This is a genomic window from Lyngbya sp. CCY1209 (assembly GCF_035615495.1).
GTDB lineage: Bacteria > Cyanobacteriota > Cyanobacteriia > Cyanobacteriales > Microcoleaceae > Limnospira.
This window is the reverse complement of the sequence record NZ_JAJENU010000239.1, coordinates 1-20,491: the sequence shown is the minus strand read 5'-3', so window position 1 is coordinate 20,491 and position 20,491 is coordinate 1. Positions and strand designations below refer to the sequence as shown.

Annotated in this window: 16 protein-coding genes; 4 read left to right on the top strand and 12 right to left on the bottom strand. The window is 57.2% G+C overall.

Annotated features, from left to right (window positions below):
- Window positions 1–48: 48 nt before the first annotated feature.
- Entirely contained in the window at window positions 49–249 is a 201-nt protein-coding gene (locus tag LKE08_RS06185; protein WP_324703329.1) for a hypothetical protein, read from the top strand.
- A 77-nt stretch (window positions 250–326) separates the two neighbouring features.
- On the opposite strand, the gene LKE08_RS06180 is transcribed toward LKE08_RS06185, so the two are convergent.
- The 5 genes from LKE08_RS06180 to LKE08_RS06160 form a co-directional block, all read right to left on the bottom strand.
- On the bottom strand, window positions 327–2,210 hold the full coding sequence (locus LKE08_RS06180) for an EAL domain-containing protein (protein ID WP_324703328.1): 1,884 nt from the start codon (window positions 2,208–2,210) through the stop codon (window positions 327–329).
- Between the two features lie 113 nt (window positions 2,211–2,323).
- Complete coding sequence (locus LKE08_RS06175; protein WP_324703327.1) at window positions 2,324–4,366, bottom strand: ATP-binding protein; 2,043 nt, start codon at window positions 4,364–4,366, stop codon at window positions 2,324–2,326.
- 50 nt (window positions 4,367–4,416) lie between these two features.
- Window positions 4,417–6,276 carry an EAL domain-containing protein gene (locus LKE08_RS06170; protein ID WP_324703326.1) on the bottom strand — a complete coding sequence of 620 codons (1,860 nt, stop codon included), beginning with the start codon at window positions 6,274–6,276 and terminating at the stop codon, window positions 4,417–4,419.
- Window positions 6,248–9,484, bottom strand: a complete 3,237-nt coding sequence (locus tag LKE08_RS06165) for an ATP-binding protein (RefSeq protein WP_324703325.1) — start codon at window positions 9,482–9,484, stop codon at window positions 6,248–6,250. Before LKE08_RS06165 ends, LKE08_RS06170 begins: the two co-directional genes overlap by 29 nt.
- Window positions 9,485–9,634: 150 nt before the next feature.
- Window positions 9,635–10,687, bottom strand: coding sequence for a diguanylate cyclase domain-containing protein (locus tag LKE08_RS06160; protein WP_324703324.1), 1,053 nt, complete (start codon window positions 10,685–10,687; stop codon window positions 9,635–9,637).
- Window positions 10,688–11,367: 680 nt separating this feature from the next.
- Here LKE08_RS06160 and LKE08_RS06155 point away from each other — a divergent pair.
- Window positions 11,368–12,594, top strand: a complete 1,227-nt coding sequence (locus LKE08_RS06155) for a lipid-A-disaccharide synthase-related protein (RefSeq protein ID WP_324703335.1) — start codon at window positions 11,368–11,370, stop codon at window positions 12,592–12,594.
- Between the two features lie 147 nt (window positions 12,595–12,741).
- On the opposite strand, the gene galE is transcribed toward LKE08_RS06155, so the two are convergent.
- The 5 genes from galE to petB all read right to left on the bottom strand — a co-directional run bounded on the left by galE (window position 12,742) and on the right by petB (window position 16,961).
- A complete protein-coding gene (galE, locus tag LKE08_RS06150) occupies window positions 12,742–13,761 on the bottom strand; it encodes a UDP-glucose 4-epimerase GalE (protein WP_324703323.1) in 1,020 nt (339 codons plus the stop codon).
- 31 nt (window positions 13,762–13,792) lie between these two features.
- Entirely contained in the window at window positions 13,793–14,179 is a 387-nt protein-coding gene (locus tag LKE08_RS06145) for a hypothetical protein (protein ID WP_324703322.1), read from the bottom strand.
- A gap of 39 nt (window positions 14,180–14,218) precedes the next feature.
- Window positions 14,219–15,370 (bottom strand): glycosyltransferase, encoded by a 1,152-nt coding sequence (locus LKE08_RS06140; protein ID WP_324703321.1) that lies wholly within the window; start codon window positions 15,368–15,370, stop codon window positions 14,219–14,221.
- Between the two features lie 311 nt (window positions 15,371–15,681).
- Complete coding sequence (gene petD / locus LKE08_RS06135; protein WP_324703320.1) at window positions 15,682–16,164, bottom strand: cytochrome b6-f complex subunit IV; 483 nt, start codon at window positions 16,162–16,164, stop codon at window positions 15,682–15,684.
- Between the two features lie 128 nt (window positions 16,165–16,292).
- Window positions 16,293–16,961 (bottom strand): cytochrome b6, encoded by a 669-nt coding sequence (petB, locus tag LKE08_RS06130; RefSeq protein WP_324703319.1) that lies wholly within the window; start codon window positions 16,959–16,961, stop codon window positions 16,293–16,295.
- 443 nt (window positions 16,962–17,404) lie between these two features.
- Between petB and LKE08_RS06125 the strand changes: the two genes are divergently transcribed.
- Window positions 17,405–18,085 (top strand): hypothetical protein, encoded by a 681-nt coding sequence (locus LKE08_RS06125; RefSeq protein WP_324703318.1) that lies wholly within the window; start codon window positions 17,405–17,407, stop codon window positions 18,083–18,085.
- Window positions 18,086–18,209: 124 nt separating this feature from the next.
- On the top strand, window positions 18,210–18,551 hold the full coding sequence (locus LKE08_RS06120; protein WP_324703317.1) for a sugar ABC transporter ATP-binding protein: 342 nt from the start codon (window positions 18,210–18,212) through the stop codon (window positions 18,549–18,551).
- A 47-nt stretch (window positions 18,552–18,598) separates the two neighbouring features.
- Here LKE08_RS06120 and LKE08_RS06115 read toward each other — a convergent pair whose 3' ends face one another.
- Both LKE08_RS06115 and LKE08_RS06110 read right to left on the bottom strand, forming a co-directional pair.
- Complete coding sequence (locus LKE08_RS06115; protein WP_324703316.1) at window positions 18,599–20,287, bottom strand: family 10 glycosylhydrolase; 1,689 nt, start codon at window positions 20,285–20,287, stop codon at window positions 18,599–18,601.
- Window positions 20,288–20,309: 22 nt separating this feature from the next.
- Window positions 20,310–20,491: hypothetical protein (locus LKE08_RS06110; protein WP_324703315.1), on the bottom strand; the 182-nt coding region annotated here is incomplete at its 5' end.

Here is a 20,491-nt window from a genome sequence, read left to right as displayed (position 1 = left end):
CCGACCCCATCCCAACTCGGGCGGATTCCGAATCAGGGTACATCTAAGATGAAAAAAATTGCTGTCATGCTCGGGCTGGTCGCCTCTACGAGCTGTGGATTGTTATTGTCTGCTGATTTTGGCGCGGTCGAATCTGCCCAATCGTCGTCCTTGAATCGAGTCAGAAATGAGAGCTCGATCGTCGCCCAGACGGGCTACGAGGGGAGAAATGAGGACGGCGAGAGCGAAACCGTAGATACCTCCAGTTGAGTCGCTCCGCGCCGCCGCATCAGTTATAGCAACCGCCAAGGCGGTTAGGACAGATCTTCCGACGACTGACTCCGTTTCTACAGATCGCAATGTCCTAACCGTTGGAGTCCGTTGCTATACCAACAGGGTTGGGCGGCGATGAGTTCCTTGGCGGATTCGATGTCAAGGGGGCGGGCGAAAAAGTATCCCTGGCCGAATTCACATCCCAATTTCTGGAGATGGGCCAGTTGTTGGGGAGTTTCGATGCCCTCCGCGATCGCCCGCATCCCGAGAGAGTGGGCGAGGGTGACGATCGCCCGGAGAATTTTCAGATCTTCGTCGGTGCGTCCGATGCGGCTGACGAAGGCGCGGTCGATTTTCAGCGTGTCCACGGGGAACTGTTGTAAGTAGCTCAGGGACGAATAGCCGGTCCCGAAGTCATCGATGCTCAACTGCACCTGGCGAGCTTTGAGCTGTTCGAGGATGGCGATCGCGATTTCGGCGTTGTCCACGATGGCGCTTTCGGTGATTTCCAACTTCAGGTGAGAGCCGTCGAGTTCCGTTTCCGCGAGGATGCGATCGACGGTTTCCACCAGTTGCGGTTGGGAAAACTGCTTCACGGACAAATTGACGCTCAACGTCAGGGTGTCGTCGGCCCCGAGCCGCTGTCGCTGCCACTCCCGCAGTTGGCGGCAGGCTTCCCGCAACACCCACAGTCCCATCGGGACGATCAGCCCCGTCTCCTCGGCCACCGGAATGAAATGGCCGGGGGAAATCACCCCCCGGGTGGGGTGTCGCCAGCGGACGAGGGCCTCGAAACCGGCCAGCTTCCCGGTTTTCAGAGAGACGATGGGCTGGTAGTACAGCATCAACCCCTGATTTTCGATCGCCAGCCGCAGGTCCGTTTCGACCTGGAGTCGGGTCAGGGCTTTGGCGTGCATGGTCTGGTCGAAGACTTGGTAGCAGGTGCGGCGGTCGGAGTCCTTCGCCCAATACATCGCCGTATCCGCGTCCCGCAAAATCTGTTCGGGTTTGTCGTAGGTGTCATTCGCCAAAACGATGCCGATGCTGGCATTGATAAATACCTCGTACTGGCCGGCAATTTTAAATGAAATGTCGAGTTTTTTTTGAATCCGTTCCGCCAGGGCGATCGCCTCGTCGAGGTTATCGATTTCCTCCAATAAAATCGTGAATTCGTCCCCCCCCAACCGGGCCAGCAGGTGGGAGGATTTGACGCAGGGACCCAACCGTTTGGCGATCGCGACCAGGAGTTCGTCTCCCATCAGGTGTCCCAAGGAATTGTTGATCACCCGGAAGCGGTTTAAATCCAAGAATAACATCGCAAACTGATAGTTCGATTCCCGTTTGACCCGGGCGAGGGATTGGTTGAGCCTGGTCATGAACAGCGCCCGATTCGCCAGCCCCGTCAGGTGGTCGTGCCAAGCCATGAACAGCAATTTTTGCTGGGCGTGCTGCCGTTCCAGAACTTCTTGTTGCAACTTTCGATTGCTCTCCTCGAGTTGGGAGGTGCGCTCTTTGACGCGCAATTCGAGTTCTTCGTTGAGGCGGACAATCTGCGATCGCGCCGCGAGTAAATTGAGTTGATTTTTGACCCGGGCCAGCACTTCTTCCACCTGAAACGGTTTGCCGATATAATCCACGCCCCCCACCGCAAACGCCTTCACCTTGTCCGCCGCCTGATTGAGCGCGCTCAAAAAAATCACCGGAATTTCCCGGGTTTCCGGGGCGGCTTTCAGGTGTTCGCAGACCTCGTAACCGTCCATATTCGGCATTTTTATATCCAGCAAAATGATGTCGGGCAGGGCTGTTTTGGCGACGATCAAAGCCATTTTCCCATCCACGACACCCCGCACCTTGTACCCCTGCTGTTTCAGGGTATTAGAGAGAAAGCGGAGGTTGTTCGGCGTGTCGTCAACCACCAGAATATTGGCAGGGGGAAAAGCGGTCAAACTATTGTTCATAGAAATTGACAGATGGGTGGGATAAGAAAGGGCGAGGGATGGAAAAAGTAAAAGGGCTCGGGTCAATTATAGGCGATCGATTTTAAGTTGCGACGGGCGGAAAGTCGGGGAACTCAGTCCCGAACGGGAGCTCGGGTTTCCGACAAACTCATGATGCGATCGCAGCGAAAATTCAGGACCAATTCGGTCAGGGAATTCGCCAGCCGACGCTCAGTTTCCGGAATCTGGCGGATCAAATTGAGCATCAGTTCGTCGTCGGCGCCCCTGGCGGCCTGGTGGAGTTGAGCAACCCAATCTTTCGGCATCACGTTCAGATCTGTCCGCGTCGGCTCCTGCTGCGCGAACTGGGACTGAATCGCGGCAGGGCAGACCCTTTCGTAGATATCCTCGGACCCCAGATATTCTCTCATCTTTTCCAACAAAATGTCTTCCCGAAATGGCTTGCTGATGAAATCGTCGCACCCGGCCGCCAAAATCGCCGATCGCTCCTCCTCCAGGGCGTTGGAAGTGAACGCGACGATGGGGGTCCGCCGCCGTTTCTGCCGTTTCTTCTCCAGGCCTCGAATTTGCCGGGCGGCTTCGCAGCCGTCCGTCACCGGCATCCGGATGTCCATCAAAATCAAATGGGGCTGCCAACGCCGCCATTCGAGCACCCCGTCCCGGCCATTTTCCGCCGTCCGCACCTCGAACCCGATCAGGGTCAGCAATTTCTGCAACAGCAGGCGATTTTCCCGCTCGTCCTCGACCACGAGGATGCGGTAGGCGGGCTGGCCGGGAGCCAGGGCGACGGGCCGGGGGATCGGCGCAGTCGCCCGGATCTCGTCGGCCGATACCGGGGCAAACCGGACGTGAAACGCGAACGTCGTCCCCCGCCCCAACTGGCTGCGGACCGTCATTTCCCCCCCCATCAGTTCGACGTACCGGCGGCCGATGGACAGGCCCAAACCCGTGCCCTGCCCCGATCGCCGCCCGGTTTCCGTCTGGGAAAAGGGCTCGAACAGGCGGTCGAAGTCTTCGGGGGCGATCCCCGGTCCGGTGTCCTCCACTTCGCAATAGAGCGCGTCCCCCGTCCCGGCGGCGACCCGCAGGGTGACGGTCCCGGCTTCGGTAAATTTGATCGCATTTCCGAGTAAATTGATCAAAATTTGCCGCAGTTTGCCTTCGTCCGCTTTCAGGTATCGGGGCAGGTCGGAATCCCGCCGCACCCGCAGCACCAATCCGGCGGATTTCGCCTTCAGTTGAAACAGTTGTTCGAGGGAGTTGAGGAGGGCGTAGAGGTCAAAGGCGACGGGGTTGAGGGAAATCACCCCCGCCTCGATTTTGGAGACTTCCAAAACGTCGTTGATCAGGGTCAGCAAATGTTCGCCGCTCCGGCAGATGATGTCGAGATATTCCCGATTTTGCCGGGAAATTTCCGGGTCGCGGGACATCAGTTGGGCGAACCCCAAAATGGCGTTGAGCGGCGTCCGCAGTTCGTGATTCATGTTGGCGAGAAACAGACTTTTGGCGCGGTTAGCCGCCGCCGCGGCCTCTTCCGCTTTGCGGCGCTCTTGAATTTCCCGTTGCAGCCGTTCGTTCGCCTTTTCCAGGGCGATTTTGTGGGTTTCGAGCTTCACGCGATCGTCCATCTGCCGGACTTTGGCAATTTGGCTGAGTTCTTCGAGGAGTTCCCGCTCTTGGTTGGCGGCTTTCAGGGCCGCCTCCGCCCGCTTGCGTTCGACGATTTCCCACTTCAACCGCCGACCACATTTTTTGAGTTTGACCAGGTTGGTTTTGAGTTTAGAATTGGCCTCCGTCAACTCTTTTTGACTCTGAAAAATGCGACTTTCGAGCTGTCGATTTTTGAGTTGTAGCTCCCGGTTAATACGGAATAAATACCCGCCGCCGATGCCCCCGCCCGACAGCAAAATGGCAGCGAAGATCCACCCCCCCGATCGCGATCGCCGTGGCGGTTCGGGGGGCGGGTCAGAGCGGCGATGGAACTTGGGTTGGGGGTCTTCTTTACGGGGGATATCGCCTCCCGGCATCGCTTCATAAGTCGGGCTTTCTTGGGCAGAACCAGCCAGGATAAAAAAACCGCAGAAAATTAGGGCAATAAAACCCGAAATAATCGGAAAATAAACCGCCGTTTTGTGGGGTGATAAGTTATCGTTCATAGTTGCCATTGTCCCCCGGGGAAAATTGGGGTCATTCCCGCAATTTTAACTCACCATTGCGGCGATCGCGCGATCAGGGCTTCCACCTCCCCGGCGTCGAGGGATTTAGAGAATAAAAACCCCTGTCCGAATTCGCAGCCCAGCGATCGCAGGTGGGCGAGCTGCTGCGGGGTTTCGATCCCCTCGGCGATCGCCCCCATGCCCAGGTTGTGCGCCAGGGTGACGATAGCGGCGACAATTTTAAAGTTGTCAGATTTTTCGCCAATTTTATGGACGAAAGATCGGTCGATTTTGAGGGTATCGACGGGGAGATGTTGCAGGTAACTCAAAGAAGAATAGCCCGTGCCGAAATCGTCGATGCTCAACTTCACTTTCAGGGCTTTGAGTTGATTCAAAATTGCGATCGCTTGGTAGGCGTTGTCCATGACGGCACTTTCGGTAATTTCCAGCCTCAAATTCGTGCCGTCCAACCCCTCCCGGAGCAGTACCTCCTGCAAGCAATCCAAAAGATCGGGCTGGGAAAACTGCTTCACAGACAGGTTGACGCTCAAGGTGTAATGCCAGTCTTGTCGGTATTTTTCTTTCCAAACTCGGAGCTGCCTACAGGCTTCTTTCCACACCCAAAGCCCCAGGGGAATAATCAATCCCGTCTCTTCGGCAACGGGGATGAAATCGCCGGGATAAATCAAGCCAAGATCGGGGTGTATCCACCGGATCAGCGCCTCAAACCCCGCCACCTTTCCGGAGCGCAGCGACACGATCGGCTGGTAGTTCAAAACGAACTCCCGATTCTCGATCGCCCGCCGCAAATCCATTTCCAAAGCCAAACGTTTTTGGGCTTGGGCGTGCATAGTGGTATCGAAGATCTGATGGCGAGCTTTTCCCAGATCTTTCGCCCGATACATCGCCGTGTCCGCATCGCGCAAAATATGTTCGGGCTTTTGATAGTTCGCCCCCCCCAAAACGATGCCGATGCTGGCATTGATAAACACTTCGTACTGATCCAACAGATCAAAAGGGGCACCGAGTTGATTTAAAATTAAATCGGCAATTGTCACCATCTCATCTGGGCTTTGAATCGACTCCAATAAAATGGTAAATTCGTCCCCTCCCAGGCGGGCGACGGTGTGGGATGAAGGGATGCAGGACCGCAGCCGGTCGGCGACGGCGACCAGGAGGGCGTCCCCCACAAAATGGCCGAGAGAATCGTTGACCACCTTGAAGCGATCGCAGTCGAGGAACAAAACTGCAAATTGACGTTCGGGGCATTTTTGGGCGCGGTCTAGGGCCTGGGTCAGTTTCTTCATGAACAGCGCCCGGTTCGGCAAGTCGGTGAGGGTGTCGTGCCAGGCCATGTGCAGCAATTTTTTCTGAGTCCGCCTGCGCTTGAGAATTTCAATTTTGAGCACCCGGTTGGTGGACTCCAGCTCCGCCTGGGCCTGCTGGCGGCGGACGATTTCCCGCTCCAATTCGGCGGTGCGATCGCGGACCCGCCGTTCCAATTCCTCATTCAGAGTCCGAATTTCCGCCTTCGCCCTCAACAAATTAAGTTGGTGTTCGATGCGAGTCACCACCTCCTCAAATTGAAACGGCTTGCAGATGTAATCCATCCCCCCCACCCGGAAAGCTTTCACCTTCTCTTCCACGTCGTCCAAGGCGCTCAAAAAAATCACCGGGATCTCCGAGGTAGACCGGTCCGCTTTCAGGCGTTCGCAGACCTCGTAGCCGTCCATCTGGGGCATTTTGATGTCGAGTAAAATCAGGTCCGGCGGGGCGAGGTGGGCGACCCGCAGCGCCATCTGTCCGTTCACCACGCAGCGGACATCGTACCCCCGAGCCGTGAGGGCGGTCGATAGAAGGTGGAGATTTTCAGGCGTATCATCAACGACGAGGATATTGGCTTTCGGCATCGGGAATTTGTTCGATCAGATCGATAATGCGGTCACAGCGGAAATTGCGGACCCAATCCTCGATCGCCGCGGCCAGAGTGCCGCACCCTTCGGGTACTGCGGCGATCAGCTCGAAAATGCGATCGTCATCGACGCGGCTGGCCGCGTCGTAGAGTTGGGCGACCCACGTCGGAGACAGCGATCGCATCTGGGATTGGAGGGCGTTGAAATCGGCCAACTGGGAAGATGAATTAGACCCCGGAACTTTTATTGTCGAGCCAGAACGGAGATACCGAACACCCAAATATTGACCGAGATTCTCCAACAGCGAGTGTTGACGAATAGGTTTGAGGAGAATACCGTTGCAGCCCGCCAATTTGATAATAGACCGTTCCGACTCGGAAGCACCAGCCGTCACGGCCAGAATCGCGGGGGAATCGGGAGTCCGGGCCGCGGCGCGGATGCGGCGGGTCGCCTCGTACCCGTCCATCACCGGCATCCGCAGGTCCATCAGGATCAGCTCGGGCCGCCAGTCTTCCCAGACCGCGATCGCCTCTTTACCGTTCTGTGCCTCCCGCACGTCAAATCCGAAGGGGTCGAGAAATCGGACGATCAACTGGCGGTTTTCCGGGCGGTCATCGACCACCAAAATCCGGGGCACCCGCCCCCCCGTCGGGACTAAACCCACAATTGATCCCCGCCCCTGCGGGTCGCCCAACGCCACCGGTTCGGGACTCTCGGACCCCGCCGGCAGGGTGAACCCAAACACGCTCCCCGCCCCCGGTCGGCTGCGGACTTCCAGTTTTCCCCCCATCATCTGCACGAATTTGTGGCTGATACACAGACCCAACCCCGTCCCCCGCTGGGATTGGCGGCCCGCGGCGGTCTGCACGAAGGGCTCGAACAGCCGGTCCAATTCTTCGGGGGCGATGCCGGGGCCGGTATCTTCCACTTCAAACCGCAGGAAATCGGGGGGTTCGCGGCCCACGCCCAGGGTGACGCGGCCGGATGCGGCAAATTTGATGCCGTTTTCGAGCAAATTGATCAAGACTTGGTGCAGTTTGGCGCGATCGCCCGTGACGTACCGGGGCACATCCGGGCCGATCTCGAACGCCAGTTCCAAACCTTTGGATTCGGCCGAGAGTTGCAGCATCTGTCGCAGGGAGTCGAGCAGCTCGAACAGGTCGAAACGGCTCGTGTTGATGGGGGTGCGGCCGGATTCGAGGCGGGACATCTCCAAAACGTTGTCGATGAGTTCGAGCAAATACTGGCCGCTGCGGTAAATGCGTTTCAGGTTGTCGCGGTGGGGCCGCTGCAGGGCGGCGTCGTCGAGCAGGAGTTCGGCAAACCCCAAAATCACGTTCAGCGGCGTCCGCAGGTCGTGGGTCATGCGGGCGAGAAATTCGCCCTTGGAGCGGTTGGCGACTTCGGCGGCTTCTTTGGCCTGCCGGAGGGCGTTTTCGGCATCCCCCCGGGCTCGTCCGAGGGCGATGGTGTTCCCCACCTGCCGGAGCCAGCTCATCTCCCCGAGGCTCCAGGGTTTGGGGTCGCAGGCGACGTCGAACCCCATAAATCCGACGATGCGGTTGTGGTGGAAGGTGGGGACGAGGACTACCGCGCGGACGCTCCCCGAGAGAAACTGCCCCAGTTCCCGCCTCGCCGGGGCGGGCAGGGTTTCCGCATCGGAGATTTCCACCGTCTGTCCCCGCAGCAGGCGGTCGTGGGGCCAAGATTCCGGAGAGACGGTCCCTTTTCGCGTCGGCTCCGCCGGGGGGGCCGCGCCGGAGCTACACCAATAGTGGGTCATGTAAAATTCGGTTTGGTCGGCGCTGTACGTCACCCAGTAGCCGCGATCGCTGTCCGTAAATTCGGCGAGGGTCCGCAGGGCAAATTGGGTGGCTTCGTCGGCCGGACGGTCGATAAAATCCCGGGCGATAATGTTGAGCAGGCAGTTCATTTCGACTTCCGAAGACAGGCCGTTTTCGGCCTCCCGCCGCTCCAGTTCCGCCGCCGCCCGGGCTGCAAAAATTTTCAGAACCGATGCGGCGATTTCGTCCGACTCGATCGGCCCGGTATCCATGACCGCCAGGTGGCCGAGGGTGCGGCCAGCTTCGTCGAGGAGCGGCATCCCCCAATAGCCGCAAATTTTCCAGCGCTTTAATTTGGGGTCGCGGGGATGGCGATCGCCGGCGGTTTCGGAGTCCAAATAAGTTTCGCCAGCCAAGACTTTCCGACAGGGGGTATCGGCGATATCGTACTCGAAATGATCTCCCCGGTGGCCGTCCTCCCAAACGGCCAGGGTGCGGACGCGGTTGTGGGTGTCGCCCGCCCATTCCGCGATCAAAACGTGGCTGACATCCAAGGCTTCTGCCAGGTGCCGGACGCCGGTGTCGAAGAATGGGTCCCCGGTTTGGATCGCCGTCCCCCGCGCGATCGCCCGCAACATTTTTTCCCGGCGTTTCTGTTCGGTAATCTCCCGGCCGATCCACAGGATGGTGTGGACCATTAGGGGCGAGAGGGCAGCCTCGAACCAGCATTTTTTTCCGGCGATCGCCAGCGAATATTGTCGGCGGGTCGTCTCTCCGGTCGTCAGAGTTTGTCGGACGTGTCGCCGGAATTCTTCGACCTGTTCGGGGGGAAAAATGGCGGCGATGGAATCCCCGATCCGGTCTCGCAGGGGGCCGGCGATCGCTTCGGCGGGACGGCCGGGGATGCCCAAAATTCGCCCGTCTCGAACGTCGATCATCACGGCCAGATCCGCGATCGCGGTCAGCATTTGCCCCAGATCCGCCGCAGTTTCCGGGGCGCTATTTCGCCGTAAAATATCCCTGGCATTTCGGAATTTTAAATGTAAATACTGTGAGATCGACGGCACTTTTTTGATGCGGCGAAATGCCATCCCTCCCGAGATAATTGTCACCCCTAAACCTCCCAAAGCGACCGCGATCGCCCGCCGCGGGTTGTCGGATGCCGGGATCATACCTCGCCCATTGTTCGCTGGGGTTTGGGTCGCCGCCGGAGTCACCGCACCGCCGGGATGGAAAACCGAGTGGGCGGAAAGCCCGGTCGGCAAGGGTTCTGACCCGTCGCACGCCAGGGCTAATAGGGAGATGCACACCGTCCGAAACGAGAGTTGAAAGACCGGTCTCGGATCGAGAACCGATCTCCAATTTTTCGGGGCGAAGTCTTTGAAAATAGATGGGCGATCGTCAGATTCGATCGTAGCCAAAATTCACCCTCCTCAAATTTCAATTATATTTCAAACAAACAAATTACTTTCTCGCCACCATAAACAAGCCACTGAAACCGAGAAGACACCGATCACAAAGAAAAAGCTCTCATCATCCATCTTTAATTGTTAATTGTTAATGATTAATTGTTAATTGTTGATTGATCTCCAATTGACCTGGCACCCGATGCGATCGCCCCCCCGATGCCGCGCCTCTTCGATGGCTTCCTCGGCGATGGCGACAATTGTATCCGGCAACAGGTCGAATTGCGGAATGGCGCTGGCGATACCCAAGCTGAGTGTCACCCGGCGACCGACCCCCCGTTCGTGGGGAATCTGCAGTTGGTGGATTTGCCATCGGATGGCTTTTGCCACTTCCACGGCCCCCCGGTGGTTGGTGTTGGGTAGGATGACGGCAAACTCCGACTGGCCGCAGTAGGCCACCCGGTCGGCCGGACGTTTGGCTCGGGCTACGATGGCTCGGGCGATCTGTTCCAAACACCAACTGACACTATCGTAACCGTATAAATGATTGTACGCCTGAAAATAATCGATCTCGCAAAGAATCAGTGACAGCGGCATTTGTTCCCGGGCTCCCCGCCGCCATTCCCGGTTTAAAACCTCGTCAAATTCGCGCCGGCATTCAGACCGCATGGGGAAATCAAACTGAAAAGGGTCGGGAAGTTGTCGGGTCGGCGGAGTCAGTTGCCGGCGAACTCGGTCCGCAACCCGTTCGGCCTTTTGGCGGTCGGCCGCGGGCCGCCGCAACTGACAATTGATGCCGGCCATTTCCCGATAAACCCGGGAAAGTTTGAGTTGATTGGCGACCCGCACCAAAATTTCTTCGGGGCGAAAGGGTTTGATAATGTAGTCCAAATGGCGGTCGGGCAAAAGGTCGCCGGTTTCGACGATGCGATCGATGGTCCCCGACAAAATTACCGGTATGCCACAGGTTTCGCGCACGATATTGAGGTCATTTAAAATATTGTGGCGATGCAGATCGGACAGACTGACTGAGAGCAAAATCAAATCCGGAACAATCATCTCGATGGCGGTCATCGCCATTTTTCCGCTCAGGGCTTTTCTGACTTTGTAGCCCGCATCGAGCAGCAGTTGAGACAGAAACCGGATGTCATCCAACTGAGAATCGACCACTAAAATATCGGCGGCGTTTTGAGTCGTCGGATGGGACTCATTCATCATATCGTTCTCCGAAATACTCGTTCCTGGGTAAATGAGATGACCGGGTGCGTCGGTGAGTTTTCACATCGAAGGGTCGCCGAGGCGGTTTCCCCAACAGATGAGACCCATAAAAATGCCGATTTTTCCGTCCGTTTTTCCGGGACATCCGATGTCAAATCATTGGCTGGGTCGGGACTCAAAAAAACGGATGTTTTAGATTCGATATTACCGTCACTTTTGGGGACGGCGATCGCGGGCTTCGCGACGGTTTCGTCCGACCACAGGACATCTCGGTGACGGCAAAAGATGGGGTCTGGTGTAGAGATGATTCGGAACGGACGGAAAATCAATTCATCCTCAATATTGACTGCACCCTGATGCTAAAATCTGCATCCCTTTTCCCCCTAAAATGAATCGGGCGACCCGAAAGCGCCATGGCAATCGCTTCGGTTTTCTTGACCCGGACAGCGCCACAAATATGGTGAGGAATAATATCCTCAGTATACCTTTTGTTTGGGTGTCGGGTGTCGGGTGTCGGGTGTCGGGAATTTGAGATTCTAGCGGCGCCACGTCTTGCGCCCTGATTTTAGATTTCCCCCGATTAACCCCACTTCGGCAGATCCCCCACTTCTTGCCGGACTCCGGCAGACCGGCGTATGCCACAATAAAACTTCGGCGGCTCTCAGGTGTGGGGGATGATGTTGAAATTGCTGTGTTTGAGTAACGGTCACGGGGAGGATGCGATCGCCGTCCGGATTTTGCGACATCTCCAGGACGACGGCCACCGACTCGCCGCCCTGCCGTTGGTGGGGGAGGGAAAGGCCTACGCCCGTCTGAAAGGGGTCCCCGTCGTCGGACCGGTGCGGCAGATGCCCTCCGGCGGGTTCGTTTACATGGACGGACGGCAACTGCTGCGAGACCTGCGGGGAGGACTGTTGCAACTCCTCGGCGCCCAGGTGCGGGCGGTGCGCCGCTGGACCCGACAGGGGGGAGCCATATTGGCGGTGGGAGATATCGTCCCCCTGGCTCTGGCCTGGTTGAGCGGGGCGGACTACGCCTTCGTGGGGACGGCGAAATCGGAATATTACCTGCGGGACGATCGCGGGCCACTGGATCGAAAATCCTGGGCGCAGCAGTGGGAGGGTTGGTCCGGTTCAGTGTATTTGCCCTGGGAACGGTGGCTGATGGCTCATCCCCGCTGTCGGGCAGTATTTCCCCGGGACGGGCTGACGGCCCGGACGCTGCAAAAGTGGGGGATTCCGGCCTTCGACCTGGGCAACCCCATGATGGATAATTTGGAGCCGCAGGGGGCGATCGCTCCCGAAGTCCCAGGTCAATTTTCCTTGAATTTGACCCTATTGCCGGGATCTCGAACTCCGGAAGCCTACGAGAATTGGGGGTTAATTGCGGATGCCGTGGAGGCCCTAGCTGTCAACGGTGAGAAGCCCTGCGGTTGGGCCGCGATCGCCCCGAGTTTGGAATTACACCCCTTTTGTCAAATTTTGGAGAACCGGGGATGGCAGGAAATCCCACTAAAGGGAAGCCGGGGGGAGCGACAATTTAACCGGGACAATGCCACCATTATTCTCACCCGCGACGGATTCAACGACTGCCTGCACCGGGGAGAAGTGGCGATCGCAATGGCAGGGACGGCCACGGAGCAGTTTGTCGGTTTGGGGAAACCGGCGATCGCAATTCCGGGAACCGGACCCCAATTCACCCCGGCCTTTGCCGAGGCCCAAAGTCGCCTGCTCGGCCCATCTTTGCTCGTGGCAGAAACCCCCGCCGATGTCGTGAAAAGGGTGCGATCGCTCTTGAACGACCCGGAACGACTGCGGGCGATCGCCAAAAACGGCCCCCACCGCCTCGGACAACCCGGAGCCGCCCGCCGCATCGCCAATTGCCTGATATTGCAAATGAAAAATTGACAATTATAGCGCTGCCCGTGGGAGTCGAGAATCGGGAGTCGGGAGTCGGGACAACTCAAAGCCTCTTTGAATCGAGGTTTTTAAGTTTTTGTGGTTCCCTCGATTTGTCACCACACGAGCGCTCATTGCTTTATCAATTATCAATTATCAATTATCAATTATCAATGATTTCCCGTGGCGCTTCTGATGCCACCGCCAAGCGTGGGCGATAATTTCCCGCAGTTCCGAGTGTTGGGGAGTCCAGCCCAAAATCTGGCGGGCTTTTTCGGCGGTGCCCACCAAACTGGGCGGATCTCCGGGGCGGCGATCGCACTCCACCGCTTTAATTTCCCGCCCCGTCACCTCCCGGGCGGTATCGATCACTTCTCGCACGGAAAACCCACTGCCGTTCCCCAGGTTGAACACTTCCGTTTTGCCCCCCTGCCACAGGTACTTCAACCCCAGAACGTGGGCATCGGCCAGGTCGAGGACGTGGATGTAATCTCGGACGCAGGTTCCGTCCGGGGTGGGGTAGTCGGTGCCAAAAATGGAGATCGAGTGCCGTTTTCCCAGGGCGGCGAACAAAGTCAGGGGGATGAGGTGGGTTTCCGGGTCGTGATCTTCCCCGAGCAACCCGTCCGGATGGGCCCCGGCGGCGTTGAAGTAGCGGAAGCGGACCGATCGCAGATGGTAAGCCCGGTCAAAATCGGACAAAATGTGTTCCACCATCAATTTCGTCATCCCGTAGGGATTGATGGGATTTTGGGGATGATCTTCCGGGATGGGGATGGTTTCGGGGATGCCGTAGGTGGCGCAGGTGGAGGAAAAGACGAATTTGTCGATGCCGGCATCTTTCATCGCCTCCAGGAGGGTGAGGGTGCCGACGACGTTATTTCGATAATATTTGTCGGGGGTGGTGACGGACTCTCCGACGTAGGCGTAGGCGGCGAAGTGCATGACCGCATCGATGGGGCGTCCGGCGAACAAGCGGTCTAAAAGGGCGCGATCGTTGGTATCTCCCTCGATCAGTTCCACCTTCAAGACTTCATCGACAAGCTCTCGATGCCCGTAAACTAAATTGTCCAGGACGATGGGAGTGTAACCGGCCTGTTGCAGGGCGAGGACGGCGTGGGAGCCGATGTATCCCGCCCCCCCCGTTACGAGGACGGTTGGTTGATCTTGAGACACGAAACTCTACTCCTCAATTTTGAGTTGGACTTTAGGGGCGACCGTCGTCCGCAGCCTGGGCGGAAATATCCACCGCCTGAATGTCGATGGTTCCGGGTGGGGTCAGGCGGCTAAAATGCCCCTGTTCGACCTGAATGGGTTCGCCGCAACTCGGACACTGGCATTGGGTTTGATTGAGCGCCGTAAATTCGGCATCGCAGACCGGGCAGCGATCTTGAATCAGGTTTCGGCTCAACCACCACCGCACCCCGACGAGCAGAACCACGGGGGCCAGCAGCAGAATGCCGATCAGGATCAGAATTGAATTCACCAGCCAGCCTAAACCAACTGAAGCAAGCAACCCCATGATAGCCAGGGCAATCAACCAATTGCTAATTCCCGACCAGTTGAATTGTAGGGTGGGCCGTTCCGGGTTCACAAAAATCTCCTTCTCTGCTGGATTGGGCAATCCTTCTTTCTATGATACTACCGAGCGATCCAGGAAATCTCGGACGCGCTGTTGGAAGGCGGCTTTTCCGAAGATAGCTAAACTTTGTTCCCGCAACCAGTCTCCCTGACAACGTTGGTCTTCGCCTTTGAGGATTTCGATGCCAGCCCGGGCGACGGCTTCGGGGTCGCGGTAGGGGACTTGCCAGCCCAACCGCCCGTCCTGGACGGGATCGGCCGATCCGTCGTCGTCGCCGGAGAGGACGGGGATGCCACAGGCCATCGCTTCCAGGTAGACGATGCCGAATCCTTCGAGTGAGGGCATGATGTAGGCGTCGGCCACCCGGTAGTGGTCGGGGAGGTCTTCGGTGGGGACGAATCCGGCGAAAATGACGCGATCGCTCACCCCCAGGTCTTCGGCGAGGCGGGCCAGGCGGGGTTGGTCGTCCCCCCGGCCGATCACCAGGTACTTGACATTTGGAATGATTTGTGCTATCCCTGGCAAGGCGCGGATGGTGACATCAACGCCTTTGTAGATATCCCCAGACCAGAGGCGGGCGACGGTCATCAAGACTTTGCTATCCGAGAGATCGTAGCGATCGACGAGGTGCTGCGGTTTGGGCCCGGGGGTGAAGCGATCGCCGTCCACCATGCAGGGAAGCATTCGGAAGCGATCGGGGTCGAGGTCGTTGGAGGAGCAGGCGCGATCGCGGCTGTAGCGGCTGATCGTCCAAATTTCGTCAGCCTGTTGCAGGGCTTTCTGGTATTTGGGGGCCAGGGGATACCACACTTCTTTCCCGTAGGTGAGGACGGTGTAGGGGATGCCCAGAGGCTGACACAGGGTTTGCGTCAGGTGGGCGAGGTTGATGTGGCCGCAGAACACCCGGGCGGGCCGTTTGGCAATCAGCAGTCTCAGGAGGGTGGCGGCGAGGCGAACCCGTCCGATGGCGGGTGACGGAGATCGGAAATAGTGAAAGTTTAAAGACTCCGACTCGAAGGGATTCTCGCTGTCCCCCCCATCCCGCAACAGCAACACATCGCTCGTCCGGGGGCGATCGTCGGACTCCAAATGATTGTAGGCCGCAAAAATATCTTTGACGTAGGACTGGATGCCTCCTTCCCGGGAGAAGATTTCGAGGAAGCACCAGACGAAATCAGGGTTGCGCTGAGTGGTCTTGTCCAAGGTGAGTTCTCAATCTGACGATACGGGCGATTCTGATCCCATTACATCAAATGCGATCGCTCATCCGCATGAACAAATGTATATAAATATTTATACCCGTAAAGTTTCCTCAGATGCATCGTCCGACGCATCCGAGGAAACCTTCAGGTATCAGAAGATGATGGTGCTCAGTTGGCGGGGTTATAGCAACGAGCGCTCGCGTGGTTACAGTTGAAATGGGATCAGAAATCTTCAAACCCTTATAGAAAAGCAGTTTCAGTTCCCGACTCCCTAATACCGACTGCCGAGGACCGCGCGCAGCGCTATATCCCTTAGAACAGGCCCAAGGTGAGGGACTTGTCGATGGGGAAGGTCGCCCCGATACCCAGCCACAGCGTCACGAAGGTTCCGAACATGAACACGGCGGTCGCGACGGGGCGGCGGAAGGGGTTCTGGAACTTGTTGACGTTCTCGATGAACGGAACCAACAGCAGCCCCAGGGGGATGGAAGCCATCATCAAAACCCCCAGCAGTTTGTTGGGGACCACCCGCAGGATTTGGAACACCGGCCAGAAATACCATTCCGGCAGAATTTCCAGCGGCGTGGCGAAGGGATCGGCGGGTTCGCCGACCATCGCCGGATCGAGGACGGCCAGTCCGACGATCAGGGCGAAGGTCCCCACGATCACCACGGGGAAAACATACAGCAGGTCATTGGGCCAGGCGGGTTCGCCGTAGTAGTTGTGGCCCATGCCTTTGGCAATTTTGGCTCTCAGGACGGGGTCGCTGAGATCCGGTTTTTTCATGACAGACATGATTTCGATCGCTCTCCTTAACTTGAGCTAAAACAACGTGTCGATCCATTATCCATTATGGTTTCGACCCGCCGCAATTGGGTGTAGCCAGTGCTACGCCCGTCCTCCGGTCTGAGGTCGGACGCGGTTTAGAGGGGACCGGAGATCCCCTGCTTGCGGATCATCAGGAAGTGCAGCAGCATGAACACCGCGATCAGCCAGGGCAGGACGAAGGTGTGCAGGCTGTAGAAACGGCTGAGGGTGGGCTGTCCGACGGCCGCACCGCCCCGCATCAGTTCGACGATGGTGGAACCGACGACGGGAATCGCCTCGGGGACGCCGGAGACGATCTTAACCGCCCAGTAACCGACCTGATCCCAGGGGAGGGAGTATCCGGTCACGCCGAAGGACACGGTGATCACGGCCATGACCACCCCAGTCACCCAGGTCAGTTCCCGGGGCTTTTTGAAGCCGCCGGTCAGGTAAACCCGGAAGACGTGCAGGATCATCATCAGCACCATCATGCTGGCGGACCAGCGGTGGATGGAACGGATCAGCCAACCGAAATTGACTTCCGTCATGATGTATTGGACGGAGGTGAAGGCTTCGGCGACGGTCGGCTTGTAGTAGAACGTCATCGCGAATCCGGTGGCGAACTGGATCAGGAAGCAGACCAGGGTGATGCCACCCAAACAGTAGAAAATGTTGACGTGGGGGGGGACGTATTTGCTGGTAATGTCGTCGGCGAGCGCCTGGACTTCCAGCCGTTCATCAAACCACTTGTAGGCTTTTGATTCGGTGATTTCCTTGGAGAACATGAAGCTAGAATTCCTAAAAATGAATTGCTGTCTCGGGTTGGGGTCTGAGCCGTGACACTCAGATCGCAAAAGACAGGTCAAGCCTGATGATGGTCAAAGCCTGCTTCGGGGCCGTCTGGAGGTGATAACCACCCGCGCGGACTGCTCCGCAGGCTCTCCCCGTCTGATTGATGATTTTGGGAGTGTAGGGAGGCTACGGCTCCCACACAAACGGGGAAACGGTCGTCTTTGGCTCGGGGAGAACGGGGTTTCGGTGAAGATGAGTAGTAAAATCTCACCAAATGCTCAGAATAGCAGCCCCCGCTTGTGTACCCCGATAAGAAATGTAACATAGCTTTAATCATTATTTCACGGCGAGGCCCCGATCGCATCTCCGGGGATCTCCTCGCGGGTGGCCGGAAAGGACAGGAGAAAACCGAGTTCCGAAACTGTTGGAGAAGATCATGAGCGATCGTCAGATTTCCGCCGAAAACAACAAAAATTCGAGCCGGGGCGGGGAATATCTGTCCCTCCTGGGGGGCGTGGCTATTTTGCTGGTGCTGACGCGGACGGCGTTTCCACTGATTTTGGCGATCGCCTCCGGGACGGGAATTTGGCTGCTGTGGCAGTCTGTCCGCCGCCGACGAGAACGCCTCGATGGTGTATTCTACCGCCTGATCCGGGAACGGGGGGGACGCATCACGCCGCTGGATTTGGCCCTGGAAACCCAATTGCCCGGTTCTGAAGTGCAATCTTACCTCGATCGCCGAGCGGTGGAATTTTCCGCCCGGTTCGAGGTGACGGAAGATGGCAGTATTGTCTATACCTTCTCGATCGCTACAACCCAGACCGCCGACCCTCAATCGGGCGATACACCTGAGAATGTGGTATCCTTCCCCCATTCCCCCCGCCGTCGGTTGGAACTGCCCCCTATCCCCCTCAACCAGACGGAACTCGCGAAGCGGTTCGAGGTTCACCCCAATACGGTGAGTCGGCGGAAGCGTCAGCCGGAATTCCGCCGCTGGAGTTCCCAAAAAGATCCGGATGCGATCGCCTGGAAATATTCCGAGGAGACGCGACAATTTTACCCCGAACCGAAACAGACGATCGCCGAACTGATGGAACGCAACCGGCTGGGCAATTAATAATTGATAATTGATAATTGATAATTGATCGTCAATCATTTCCCGTTGGTCGGGTGTAGGATGTAGATGTGGGGGCAACCGTCTCCGGTTGCCGACTCCAATTTCCTATTCCCCATTCTCGACTATGAAATATCGACGTCAGCGCCGAATTCAGCCCAAACTCAGCGCGATTCCCCGCCGCAAATCCGAAGACGGCATTTACCGCAGCTTGTATCAACTCTCCGTCGAAAAAAAGCGGCTGCAACAGGAATTGTCGGACTTGCAAGATCGCAGTGAAGTGATTCAGCAACGGCTGTCCGCGATCGAGGGACAACTCGGAAAACTCGAGGCGGATGTCAAACAATTGGGAGATCCATCCGCCACCCAATCCGCCGTTCATCCCCCGCAAAATAAAACGTCAGAAAACCGACCCGAAACGCCTTCAAAATCGGATGCCGACATGAATACATTTATGGTCGATTATTGATACACTGGGGGGTGAATGAATTTCCCCCACCCCACCATCGATTCTTTCTAGGCGACTTGAGTCTCCAAAAACGGCCGCTCTGTCGAGGTGGGCAGTAGGGCTTGAAACGCGGTTTTTTCCGTTTCTTCCTGGAGCATCGACATCAAGCTTTCGTAGTAGAAGAACGAGAAACCGGCAAATCGGCGATCGCGGACAATTTCTATCTGTTTGCGAACCATTTCCGGGGGGATAGGTTTGTCTTGCAATCCGGTCAAAATTCCCAAACCGGTGGGTATGAGACCTTTGGATACCAAAACTTCCTTGTCCTCCAATTCCCGCGTAAAATCTGCGAGGTTATCGCGATACACCTGCAACACTACTTCCTCAATATATCCGTAGTGTTTCCACCGCTTCCAGTCCTGAAGATACTGGGTGTAAGCAAAAGATGCCGGATTGGGGGCGAGGGAAATAATGCAGTCGGGATTGTACTCTTTGACAACCCAAAACACCCGCATCATAAATTCGGTGATTTTGCGGGCTCGCCAGCTTACCCACTCTTCATCCTCGGGGTCTGCCGGCGGTACTTTACCGTATTCTTGCATATAAAGGGACTTGGTAAACGAATCATATCCCAACTCGACCGGCAAGCTGAAATGGTCGTCAAATTGGATGCCATCGACATCATAATTGCTCACCACTTCCACCACCAAATCTAAAATAAATTGCTGGACTTGGGGATGAAAGGGATTCAACCAAACCCGAAATTCGCCGTCCGACTTCACGAATGGAATCCCATCTTTGCGGGTGGTAATCCAGGTGGGCCGACTTTTCATCAGTAGGGAATCCTGGGGCGCCATGAAACCGAATTCAAACCAGGGAATGACGCTCATCCCTTTTGCCTGACCCCGGGTGACGATTTCCTGCAACATATCCCGATTCTGCAATCCCGGTTCGGGATGAATTTTCGCCCCCGTCACCCGTTCCAAAACCGAACTGGGATAGAGGGTGTAACCGCCATTCCAAATCGTCGGATAGAGGGTGTTAAAATTGAGGTCGGCGAGGGAGTCGATCGCCCCGGTGAGCTGGTCCGTCGAAAAGAGAACGTCGCTGTCGATATTCGTCAGCCAAACGCCCCGCAATTCCCCCACAGTTTCGTGATAGAAAAACACTTTCGCGATATACTGGTCGGGTACGGAGGGGTCCTCGTCGGCAGCCAATAACGCCTGGGATAAAAAGGCGGCGACTTCGGCCCGGGTGGCGGCTTGGTTGGGGTCGAGCGATCGCACGTCGGGATAGTTCACCACCAACTCGTTTTCCGCGGCGGCGGCGACGGCATTTTTGGCGTAGTCGGGGATATCCTCGGCGTCGTCGAAGGTGGCGTCGAGGGTGTAGAAGACGGTTTGGGTGGGGCCGTAATTCAAGCCGTTGGCGAGGGAGACCAACACCTGGACGCGGGGGATGGGTTGGGTGGGTTTGAAGGTTTTATCTTGATAGCCGCTCATAAACCCCCGGCGGTAGGCGGTGGTGATGGCGTCGCGGGCCCAATAATCGGATTTTACATCGTCGAATTGGGCGGATTCCCGGACGAATTCGCGATCGGGAAAGGCCCGGTTCAGCATCGCCGCAAATTCCGCCCGGGTTACGAGTGCGTCGGGTTTGAAGGTTCCGTCTTCGTAGCCGCTGAGAACCTCGGCATCGGCGAGTTTTTCGATGCAAGATTTAGCCCAATGGTCTTGAATGTCTTTGAAGTCTGCCATAATTTTTCCTGCGCTCGTCAATCTATCGGATTGTACGGCGGTGCAGATGGCCAGATCCGGACAAAATTAAGGTGGGGAGCGACCGGGAGCGGAGGGAGCGGGGGGAGCGGGGGGAGCGGGGGGAGCGGGGGGAGCGGGGGGAGCGGAGGGAGCGGAGGGAGCGGAGGGAGCGGAGGGAGCGGAGGGTGAGACATCCAGACCGCT

Excerpts from the sequence above, each read along its gene's own strand:
- LKE08_RS06160 (WP_324703324.1), bottom strand. The coding sequence starts at position 10,687 with ATGATGAATGAGTCCCATCCGACGACTCAAAACGCCGCCGATATTTTA.
- LKE08_RS06185 (WP_324703329.1), top strand. The coding sequence starts at position 49 with ATGAAAAAAATTGCTGTCATGCTCGGGCTGGTCGCCTCTACGAGCTGT.
- petD (WP_324703320.1), bottom strand. The coding sequence starts at position 16,164 with ATGTCTGTCATGAAAAAACCGGATCTCAGCGACCCCGTCCTGAGAGCC.
- LKE08_RS06125 (WP_324703318.1), top strand. The coding sequence starts at position 17,405 with ATGAGCGATCGTCAGATTTCCGCCGAAAACAACAAAAATTCGAGCCGG.
- LKE08_RS06180 (WP_324703328.1), bottom strand. The coding sequence starts at position 2,210 with ATGAACAATAGTTTGACCGCTTTTCCCCCTGCCAATATTCTGGTGGTT.
- LKE08_RS06115 (WP_324703316.1), bottom strand. The coding sequence starts at position 20,287 with ATGGCAGACTTCAAAGACATTCAAGACCATTGGGCTAAATCTTGCATC.
- petB (WP_324703319.1), bottom strand. The coding sequence starts at position 16,961 with ATGTTCTCCAAGGAAATCACCGAATCAAAAGCCTACAAGTGGTTTGAT.
- LKE08_RS06120 (WP_324703317.1), top strand. The coding sequence starts at position 18,210 with ATGAAATATCGACGTCAGCGCCGAATTCAGCCCAAACTCAGCGCGATT.
- LKE08_RS06175 (WP_324703327.1), bottom strand. The coding sequence starts at position 4,366 with ATGAACGATAACTTATCACCCCACAAAACGGCGGTTTATTTTCCGATT.
- LKE08_RS06170 (WP_324703326.1), bottom strand. The coding sequence starts at position 6,276 with ATGCCGAAAGCCAATATCCTCGTCGTTGATGATACGCCTGAAAATCTC.